The organism is Micromonospora endophytica (assembly GCF_003236305.1).
Taxonomy (GTDB): domain Bacteria; phylum Actinomycetota; class Actinomycetes; order Mycobacteriales; family Micromonosporaceae; genus Micromonospora; species Micromonospora endophytica.
Window position 1 is genome coordinate 19,539 of the sequence record NZ_POTX01000065.1, and the last position, 7,549, is coordinate 27,087.

Here is a 7,549-nt window from a genome sequence, read left to right on the forward strand (position 1 = left end):
GACCCGGCGGTGACTTTCAGTGTCCGTTACAAATACGGATGGTGATGTCGCTCGGGCGACAGATCGGCACGCGCCGCTAGCCCTCGTCGGCGCACAGATCGTCGCGGGCCCGGGGCGGCACCCCGATCGACGACATCGCCTCGACGTAATGCTGGTACGCCGCGCCGGCCTCACCGTGGCGGCCCGCAGCCCGTAAGGTTCGGATGAACTCGCCGTGCACGCCCTCGTCGCAGGGTTCCAGTTCGAGCGCCCGGCCGAGGTGTCGCAGGGCCTCGTCGACCTGGCGCGACTGCCGGGCCAACGCCGCCAGCCGCCGCACCACCCGCAGGTAGCACCGCCGCGCCTCGTCGCGGGTGGCCCGCGCCCAGTCGTCGTACGGCTCGTCCTCCAGGAAGTCACCCCGGTACCGCCCCTCGGCGAGCAGGAGCGCGGCGCGGGCGTCGTCGACCGCGCCCTGCTCGGCGAGGTGCAGGCCGTGCGCGGACTCGGTGAGGAACTCCTCGACGTCGAGTTCGACGTGTGTGACGTCGAGCGCCAGACTGGCGTGTGCCGCGACCACATAGTGGTCGGTGGGGGCACGGCGGTCGGGGTCCAGGACGGCGCGCAGAGTGGACAGCGCCACGGAGAGCCGGTGACCGACCCGGGCCGGATCCTGACCGGGCCAGAGCAGCTCACCGAGCTGTTCCCGGGACACCGCGCGACCACGCCGGGCCGCGAGGATCCGCAGCAGGTCCCGGGCCTTGCGCGACTGCCACGCCGTGGCCGGCACCTGCGTGCCCGCCACGAACAGCGCGAACCGCCCGAGCGTACGCATCCTGACCTGGGCCACCTCAGGGAACTGACCGGGCGGCACCGGCACCCCGGCCGCCGTCAGCCGGGTGGCGGCCAGCCGGGCGGTGAGGCGTTCCGCCGGTGGTGCCCCGGACAGCCGGCCCAGCAGCACCGCCACCCGGTCCGCAGCCACCCGCGAATCGATGTCGCGCAGGATCGCCAGCGCCTCCCGCCAGGCGCGGCGGGCGGCGTCCGGATCGGTGATCACGGCACCGTACAGCTCCAACGCCTCGGCCAACGCCGCGCGGTCCCGATGCCGCCGGGCCGCCTCGGACGCCGACGCCGCCACCTCGGCCGCCAGCTGCCGATCCCCGGTCTCCAGAGCCACCCAGCCCAACGCCAGCCGGGCGGTGGCGGAGTCGGGCCCGCGTTCCCGCTCGACCGCGCGCCGGGCCAGGTCGGTCGCCGTGGCGGCGTCCGTACCGGCGACGAGCCGGGCCAGGCCGGCCAGCGCCGGCACCTGCGCCTGCCGGTCGGCGACCGGCTCGCTGGCCCGCAGCGCCTCCTCGTACGCCGCCCGCGCCAGCGTGGTGCGACCCCGCAGGGCGTGCACCTCGCCGATGCCCAGCAGCGGATATGCCACCTTGCGCGAGCCCATCCGTTGCAGCAGCGGCACCGCCCGCTCGTGGCACGCCAGCGCCTCGTCCAACCGGCCCAGCCGGAAGTACGCGGTGCCCTGGTTGACCAGGGCCAGGGCGAGCATCGCGGCGTACCCGTTGGCCTGGGCCAGCTCCACCGCGGGCCGCAACTCGGCGAGCGCCTGCGCGTAGTGTCCCTCACCCACCAGGGCGGACGCCCGGTTGGCGCGGATCCGGGTCACCTGCACGGTGTCCCGTGCGGACTCGGCGGCCCGCAGCGCCTTCTCGTGATGCTCGTCGGCACCCGGCCGGTCGCCGCGCAGCTTGGCCTCCAACGCCAACGCGGCGTGTGCCGTGGCCAGCGCGTCGTCCCCGCCGACCGCCAGCGCCTCGGTCAACGCCCGGCGGGCGTGGTCCCCACAGCCGGCGGCGTCCCCGCTGGTCCAGTACGCCGCCGCGCTCCACGCCAGCAGCCGTACGTTGTCGATGGACGGTTCCGGGTCGAGCCGACCCCGACGGAAGATGTCGATGGCAGAACCGGGCTCCCCGCGCAGGTAGTGCACCAGACCCCACCGCCAGGCCAGGTCTGCGGGCAGCGCCTTGCGCGCACCGGCCAGCGCCGCGTATCCGTTGATCGCGGCATCGAAGTCACCGAGGATCTGCAACGCTTCGCCGTGCAGCAGCCGCAGGTCGTCGCGGCGGGCGTGCTCCGGCAGGGCTCGGTACGCCGCGACGACGTCCTCGGCGCCACCCGAGGTGAGCATCGCGGCGCCGTGCGCGGTGAGCAGCCGGGCCGTCTCCTCGGCGGCACCGCAGCGGGCGTACGACCGCAGCGCCGGCACCGGGCAGCCGCGTTCGGCGTACCAGGGTGCGGCCCGCGCGTGCAGGCGCACCGCCTCCGCAGTGGGCAGCGGCAGCCAGCGGCGGAACACCTCGGCCACCACCGGCACCATGGCGTACCGCTGCCCGTCGGCGGTCACCGGGCGCAGCAGGCCGATCCGGGCCGACCAGGCCAGCAGCGGCCCGCCGCGCCGGTGCCCGAGCAGCCGGCACAGGTCGGCCTGTACCGGATCGAGCTGCGCGACGTCGCGCAGCAGCCGACGCAGCTCGGCCGGAAGGTCGGCGAAGACCTCCCGCACCAGGTACGACTCCACCGGGCTGCCCGGACCGGCCAGGTCGGTGCCGTCGGCGCCGCTGGCACTCACCGCCTTCGCGGCCAGGGCGACAAGCGCCGGCCAGCCCGTGGTGGCCGCGTGGATGCGGGTGGCGAGCGTGGCGTCGGCCATGCCGTGGTCGGCGAGGACCGTCCGCACCTGCTCGGGCGTGAGCGCCAACTCCGCCGGCCCGTACTCGGCCAGCAGCCGCGCCTGCCGCCGCCCGGCCGGTGCCGGCGGCCACCGGGTCGACACCACCAGGCGCAGCCGTTCCGGAAGCAGCTCCACTGCCGTCAGCAGCGCCTGCGACTGCCGTGGCGACAGTCGCGGCACGTCGTCCAGGACCAGCCAGGCCGGTGCGGTGGTAGACAGTTCCGCGCCCCACCGCGTGCCCAGCGCGGCGAGCCGGGCCGGATCGTCGACCGCCAGGGCCACCGCCTCCGCGCCGTCACACCAGCGGGCCGGGCGTTCGCGCAGCCAGCCGCGTACGGCCTCCGTCTTCCCGTAACCGGCAGCGGCGACGACGGCGGAACACCGCCGGCTCAACACCTGATCCTCCGACACAGCCCCGCCTTCCGGTCGCAGTCTGCCCCACGTCTATTGGGCCCCTCACCGGCTGTGCGGAGTACGCCAGCGTCGCGGTTGCGACAGCAGCTGACCCGTCGACTTTGACGTCACCTTGACGACGTCCTGAGCCCGCACCCCGACGATGTCCCGGTCCACACATCGACCACCACCAGGGGGTAGATCATGACAAGACGAATGTCCGGGCGGGCACTGCTCGCCGTACTGGTAGCCCTGCCGACGCTGGCCGCGGTGTCGGCCGCGCCGGCCAACGCCGCCGACACACCGGGGGCCGCTGTCGTCAGCGACGAACTGGTCGAGCGTGAGATCGAGCTGGCGCGGCTGGGTTACCGCAACGGCGTCCAGGTGACCTTCACCCGGGACGCCGAGTCCGGTGACTGGGGCCTGCGCGAGGACGGGCAGGTGGACCGGAACGGGCCGCTCGTCGACGACGACAAGCCCGGGATGCTCGCCGCGTACCTGAGCATCACGCCGGCGTCCGTGCCGGTGCCGCGCGAGTTGCTGGCGGAGCCGGCGCCGGGCACGCCGACCCCGCCGGAGCTGGCGGGTCGGGCGATCGCGCCGTCCCCGGTCGTCGTCGACGACCTCGCCGTGCCGGCGTCGGGCGGTACCGCCCGCAAGGCGGCCATCACCAGCTGCTGGGACCTGGCCTGGGATCCGTACCACTGGCTGGAGCTGCCCGGCTATCCCGTTCCGGCGTCGGTGCACCACCCGATGAGGACCTACTACTCGGCCGACTTCGGTGGCCGGGCGATGTACTCACACAGCTACCTGGCCAACTGCTCCGGCGGCACCGCCGCCCGGCACCGCATCTACTACCGGAAGGTCAACGGCGACTACGTCAAGCACCACGACTTCTTCGTCCCGTCCTGGCACTGGCAGAAGGTGACCAAGGGTTCCGTGCACCGCTTCCGCGCGGTGCTCTACGACGGCGCGTGGGGCGACACCCGCAACGGCAAGTACACGGGCTGACGGCACGGATCGTCCGGCTCCGGCGGGCCACCACGGCCCGCCGGAGCCGACCCCCGTTACTCCCAGCGGAACAGCAGACCCGCCACCACCGCGCCCAGCACGACGGTGCCGGAAAGACCGAGCAGGTGGGCGGCCTCGACGCCGGTGCCGGCCGACGCGGCGGAGAGCGCCTCGACGGCGGCCCCGAAGGGCAGCCAGGCGCCGATCTCGGCGAGCGGCTCGGGCAGCGCGTCCCGGCCGCCGAACATGCCGCCGAGGGCGCCCACGGCGAAGAAGACGACAAGGCCGATGGCGACCGCCGAGTTCGGGGTGGGCGCGACCGCCGCGACGATCATGCCGGTGGCGTACATCGCCGCCATGGTCAGGGCGAGCACGCCGAGCACGGCAGCGGTGCCGGCGGGTGGGTTGGCGTCGAACACGACGTACGCGACGACGAGCGCGCCGGCACTGCCGACGATCGTCTGGATGATGCTCACGATCGCCTGGGCGGCGAGGACCATGGCCGGTGACGCGGGAGTGACCGCGAGCCGGCGCAGGATCCCGCTTCGCCGGTAGTAGGCGAGGAAGCTCGGCATGTTGATGATGCCGATCATGGCGATGACCATCGTGATCACGATGGGCAGGACGAACACGTCAAGCGCCGTACGTCCGTTCACCACCACCTGGTCGGCGGCGGAGGAGGCGCTGGTCAGCAGGATCAGCAGCGGAAGGCCCAACGGGACCATCAGGCCGGCCGTGTCCCGGACGACCATCTTTGACTCGCAACCGACAAGCGTGAGCAGGGAACGCAGCCCGGGACGGTGCGCCGCGACGCCGGTGCTCATGCCGTCACCTCCAGATCCTTGCCGGTCAACGCGACGAACGCGTCGTCGAGACTCTCGGTGCCCACCCGCGCGACGAGGCCGGTCGGGGTGTCGAGCGCGAGGATCCGGCCGGCGTCGATGACGGCGACCCGGTCACAGAGCCGCTCGACCTCCTCCATCGCGTGACTGACCAGCAGGATGGTGACCCCGTCGGCCTTGAGCTGCTCGATGGTGCCCCACATGCGTCGCCGGGCCGCCGGGTCCAGGCCGGTGGTCAACTCGTCGAGGATCACCACGCGGGGCCGCCCGGCGAGGGCGAGGGCGATCGAGAGCCGTTGCTTCTGCCCACCGGAGAGCTGCTCGAAGATGGTCCGCCGCTGGTCGGTCAGCTCGACGAGGTCCAGCAGCTCGGCGGTGCTCCCGGGGGCTGGATAGAAGCTGCGGTACAGGTCGAGCAGCTCCGTGACGCGCAGGTTGTGGTGCAGGTAGGCGTCCTGGAGCTGCACGCCGAGCACCTGTCGCAGCCGGGCCCGGTCGCGGCGGGGATCGAGGCCGAGTACGCGTACCCGCCCCCGGTCGGGACCGCGCAGACCGGCGATCATCTCCACAGTCGTCGTTTTCCCCGCACCGTTGGTGCCCAGGATGCCCATCGTCTCGCCGGTGTCGACGCGCAGACTGACATCGACGACGGCCTGGGTCCGTCGGTAACTCTTGGCGAGGTTCTCGGCGAGGATCGCCGGCTCGGAACTGCTCATGCCTCGACGCTAGAAGCAGCGGCGGGACGAGTCTTGTGCCGGAAGTCATCACCCGTGGCCATGACTTCCGGCACGGGTGTGCATGGCGTACGCCGACCTACAGTGGGCGGCATGCGACGTGTCGGCACCGACGAGTGGTCCGGTCTCGCCATGCTCGTGGTGGCGGTCGGGGTCGCCGTGCCTGGCCTGTTCGGCGCCATCGAGCTGGTGCTACCGCGAGGCTGGTGGGTGGCGCTGTTCGTCCTCTTCCTGTCCGCCCTGCTCACCTCGGTGGCGGCACCGTCGGGCTGGTCGCGGCGGGTGGCGTTCGGCACGGCAGTCGTCGCCTCCTGGGTGCTCGTGCTCTCCGCCCAGCAGCTGGGACTGCTGCCGGTCCTGCTGGTCCTCACCGCCTCGGTGAGCGTCTACGTGGTGCCGCTCGGCGCGGGTCTGGCCCTGGTCGGCCTCAACACCGCCGTGATCATTTTCATCGCCACGTCGGCCACGCGCGCACCGGTGGAGCTGACCCTGACCGTGGGCTTCTATCTGCTCATCCAGGTGGCCTCGCTGCTCAGCTCGGTCACCCTGCTGCGGGAACAGCGGAGGCGCCGGGAACTGGCGGTGGCGCACGTCGGGCTGCAGGCCGCCGGCCTCCGGCTGGAGGAGTCGGCCCGGACCGAGGAGCGCCTGCGGATCTCCCGGGAGCTGCACGACCTGATCGGACACCAGTTGACAGTGCTGACCCTGGAGTTGGAGACCGCTCGGCACCTCGACGGCGCGGCGGCGCAGCGGCACGTGGAGCGCGCCGACCGGGTCGCCCGGGAACTGCTCGGCGACGTCCGCAGCACGGTCGGGCAACTGCGAACCGAAACCCCCGACCTCGAAGAAGCCCTCCGGCGGATGGCTCGCGACCTGCCCGGCCTCGACGTCATGATCGAGGTCGCGCCCGGGGTACGGGTGGACGAGGAGCGCGCCGCAGCGCTCGTCCGCGCGGCGCAGGAAATCATCACGAACACCATCCGGCACGCCGAAGCGCGGCACTTGTGGATCACGGTCACCGGCGACGACACCGGCACCGTGCTGGAGGCACGAGACGACGGGTGCGGCGCGCGGAACCCGGTGTTCGGCAACGGGCTACGCGGCCTCCGGGAACGGTTCCGGGCCCTCGGCGGCGAGGTCGCCGTCGACGGTGAGACAGGGTTTCGGGTCACCGCACGGGTGCCGGCGTCATGACCCGCGTGGTCATCGTCGACGACCAGACGCTCATCCGGCAGGGCATCCGGGGGCTGCTCGAGGTCGCCGACATCGACGTGGTGGGTGAAGCTGCCGACGGCCGGGCCGCGCTCGCCGTGATCGAGCGGACCGCGCCCGACGTGATCCTGCTCGACCTGCGGATGCCCCGCTTCGACGGCATCTGGACGATCGAACAGCTGCGAGCCGCCGAGATCGACATCCCGGTGCTGGTGCTCACGACGTTCGACGACGACGCGCTGGTGCTGGGCGCCCTGCGCGCGGGCGCTCGCGGCTATCTGCTCAAGGACGTGACGCTGGGGCAGCTCACCCGGGCCATCCACACGCTCGCCGAGGGCGGCACGCTCATCGCCCCGTCCATCACCGACCGGATGCTGCGGGCGATCCGCTCCGGCCCCTCACCGGTCGGAGCGGACGCCCCCGCCGTGCCGGGCCTCACCGAGCGCGAGCAGGAGGTGCTGCGACTGGTCGCGCACGGTTACAGCAACCGCGAGATCGCCGGGGTCCTCTTCCTCGCCGAGGGCACCGTGAAGAACCACGTCTCCACGATCCTCACCAAACTCGGCGCCCGGGACCGCACGAACGCCGTCCTCCGCGCCCTGCACGACGGCATCCTCGACTGACCCCCACCCCACCACCCC

The 7,549-nt window shown here is 72.9% G+C and carries 6 protein-coding genes; 3 read left to right on the forward strand and 3 right to left on the reverse strand.

What is annotated here, in order from left to right; translation table 11 throughout:
• Positions 1-76: 76 nt before the first annotated feature.
• Positions 77-3,127 (reverse strand): ATP-binding protein, encoded by a 3,051-nt coding sequence (locus tag C1I93_RS12420; protein ID WP_111243421.1) that lies wholly within the window; start codon positions 3,125-3,127, stop codon positions 77-79.
• A gap of 186 nt (positions 3,128-3,313) precedes the next feature.
• Between C1I93_RS12420 and C1I93_RS12425 the strand changes: the two genes are divergently transcribed.
• A complete protein-coding gene (locus tag C1I93_RS12425) occupies positions 3,314-4,120 on the forward strand; it encodes a hypothetical protein (protein WP_146603485.1) in 807 nt (268 codons plus the stop codon).
• Positions 4,121-4,176: 56 nt separating this feature from the next.
• Here the strand turns inward: C1I93_RS12425 and C1I93_RS12430 are convergent, their stop codons facing one another.
• Positions 4,177-4,944 carry an ABC transporter permease gene (locus C1I93_RS12430; protein WP_111243423.1) on the reverse strand — a complete coding sequence of 256 codons (768 nt, stop codon included), beginning with the start codon at positions 4,942-4,944 and terminating at the stop codon, positions 4,177-4,179.
• Positions 4,941-5,678 carry an ABC transporter ATP-binding protein gene (locus tag C1I93_RS12435; protein ID WP_111243424.1) on the reverse strand — a complete coding sequence of 246 codons (738 nt, stop codon included), beginning with the start codon at positions 5,676-5,678 and terminating at the stop codon, positions 4,941-4,943. The genes C1I93_RS12430 and C1I93_RS12435 overlap by 4 nt, the downstream gene beginning before the upstream one ends.
• Before the next feature lie 111 nt (positions 5,679-5,789).
• Here C1I93_RS12435 and C1I93_RS12440 point away from each other — a divergent pair, with 111 nt between their 5' ends.
• Both C1I93_RS12440 and C1I93_RS12445 read left to right on the forward strand, forming a co-directional pair.
• Positions 5,790-6,890, forward strand: a complete 1,101-nt coding sequence (locus tag C1I93_RS12440; RefSeq protein ID WP_111243425.1) for a sensor histidine kinase — start codon at positions 5,790-5,792, stop codon at positions 6,888-6,890.
• A complete protein-coding gene (locus C1I93_RS12445) occupies positions 6,887-7,531 on the forward strand; it encodes a response regulator (RefSeq protein WP_111243426.1) in 645 nt (214 codons plus the stop codon). Before C1I93_RS12440 ends, C1I93_RS12445 begins: the two co-directional genes overlap by 4 nt.
• Positions 7,532-7,549 lie beyond the last annotated feature (18 nt).

Excerpts from the sequence above, each read along its gene's own strand:
- C1I93_RS12425 (WP_146603485.1), top strand. The coding sequence starts at position 3,314 with ATGACAAGACGAATGTCCGGGCGGGCACTGCTCGCCGTACTGGTAGCC.
- C1I93_RS12430 (WP_111243423.1), bottom strand. The coding sequence starts at position 4,944 with ATGAGCACCGGCGTCGCGGCGCACCGTCCCGGGCTGCGTTCCCTGCTC.
- C1I93_RS12435 (WP_111243424.1), bottom strand. The coding sequence starts at position 5,678 with ATGAGCAGTTCCGAGCCGGCGATCCTCGCCGAGAACCTCGCCAAGAGT.
- C1I93_RS12440 (WP_111243425.1), top strand. The coding sequence starts at position 5,790 with ATGCGACGTGTCGGCACCGACGAGTGGTCCGGTCTCGCCATGCTCGTG.
- C1I93_RS12445 (WP_111243426.1), top strand. The coding sequence starts at position 6,887 with ATGACCCGCGTGGTCATCGTCGACGACCAGACGCTCATCCGGCAGGGC.